The organism is Mesorhizobium sp. M7A.F.Ca.CA.002.05.1.1 (assembly GCF_003998335.1).
Taxonomy (GTDB): Bacteria; Pseudomonadota; Alphaproteobacteria; order Rhizobiales; family Rhizobiaceae; genus Mesorhizobium.
On record NZ_RZQI01001075.1, the window covers coordinates 1 to 1,827 of the forward strand.

The following is a 1,827-nucleotide window of genomic DNA, read 5'->3' on the forward strand; positions in this document are numbered from 1 at the left end:
CTCCAGCATGGCGATCGAATTGACCAGGGTGCCGCCCATGCCGTCGTGCAGATTGTGGGAAAGGGATACGCGTTCGGCCAGCCTGGTGTTGGCCAGAATGACCTCATGCTGCTGATGCAGCGTGAGGGCGAGTTCCTCCCTGGCGGTTTCGATCTTGGCCGTGAGTTCATCGTTGAACCCTTCGATGCGGCGCATGTTGGCGACGAAGTTCCAGGCCAGCACCAGCGCCATGCCGACCATCTGCAAGTGGGATGTCAGCGTGACGTAGTAGACATTGCCAAGAAGGATGCCGAAATAGGTCATCAGGTCATGCAGGATGGCCACGATGGTGAGCGCGTTGACGATATGAAGGACGATGTGGTCCAGGCGAGCGCTTCGCCAGGTCAGGCCGATCGCCAGGAAACAGGCGCCGATGTAAAGCAGCGACCAGGACAAGGCCAGGAGGTTGAGCATCGGGGCGAGTTGGGAATGCGGCGTGGCAAACAGGGCGGCGGCGCCGATCGCCAGCGCGGCCCACAGCACGGCTTCCCCCCGGGGAAAGCGGCGCTCGGCGAAGCGGATGACAAACAGCACGAAGGCGGCGGCCATGACCATGAAGGAGAGCATGATAAAACGCTGCCATGTGTCGGTCGTCCCGAACGGCCAGGGGCTCGTGACCACGAAATTGAGCGAATAGCAACACCACGCAATCGTCATCAGGGCGAACCAGCCATAGGCCTTCAGGCTTCGGCGCAGCAGCCAGACGACGAAGAAGAAGGTGCCAAGCGCCGCGGTGACGCCGAGATAGAAGACCGGCAGCTCGCGGCGAATCCAGAATTGCTGGACAAAATGGGCACGCGTCGCCGAAGGCGGGCCGATCAGCACCGGACCAAGACCCGGCTGGTATGGCGCCAGGCCCGAGACCCTGATCAGCAGCGTGTTGGTGCCGGCATGCAGGACCGGGGCTGAGAGCTGCCAGTAGCGGGGCACGTTCCATGAGCGCGTCAACGGCTCGACGAGGAATTCGTCGCGTCCGAGTTCCGCGCCGTTGACGGAGATCGATCCGGCCAGTGTCCAGTAGTTCAGCGCGAGGCCCAGCGGTTCGGTTGCGTCGGCCCTGTCGAAGGTGAGGCGGTACCAGACCACGCCGTCGAAACCGGGCCAGCGCGTCGTCCAGTCGTCGGGCAAGGTCACGCTGGTCCAGCCGGTGGCCGGCGGCGTGGCGGCGTCCCAGCCGGATCGCACGGCCTCGATCGTCTTGAACGGCACGGCCCCGCCGGCGGCAAAGGCGATGCCGCCCGGCACGAGGAGCAGGAATATCAGGGCAAGAAGCCTTGCGACCGCGCCTCGAAGATCGCTTCCGTCCGGGATTTGACCGACAGCTTCTTGTAGATGTTGCGAATGTGGCATTCGACCGTGAACCTGGAGAGGGAAAGGACTCCCGAAATCTCTCGATTGGTAAGCCCCTTGGCAACGAGGTTCAGGATCTCGACCTCGCGCGGCGTCAGGAGAGGCGGCGCTGCAAGCGCGGGCTTGCCGCGCCCCGGCCTGTCGGTGGAAGGACGGGCGCGCCCGGACGGTGCCGGCGCCGACACCAGTTCCAGGATGCGCCGGGCGATGAAGGGATCGATCGGCGCGCCGCCGCGGATGGTGCTGCGGATCGAAAGCGACAGCTCGACGTCGTCGCGCTCCTTCAAGAGATAGCCGGTCGCCCCGGCGCGCAGGGCTTCGAGGATGGTGTTTTCGTTGCTCCAGGCCGAGATGACGAGGATCGGCAGCGCCGCGTCGTGCTCGTGCAGGGAGCCGATGAGGTCGATGCCGTTGCCGTCGGGCAGGCCGACATCGACC

The 1,827-nt window shown here is 64.8% G+C and carries 2 protein-coding genes; both read right to left on the reverse strand.

Annotated elements, in window-relative coordinates; genetic code table 11:
- The coding region (locus tag EN939_RS32600) for a 7TM diverse intracellular signaling domain-containing protein (protein ID WP_206528403.1) at positions 1-1,284 on the reverse strand (1,284 nt) is incomplete at its 3' end.
- A gap of 14 nt (positions 1,285-1,298) precedes the next feature.
- A partial coding sequence (locus tag EN939_RS32605; RefSeq protein WP_164751440.1) for a LuxR C-terminal-related transcriptional regulator occupies positions 1,299-1,827 on the reverse strand: 529 nt, incomplete at its 5' end.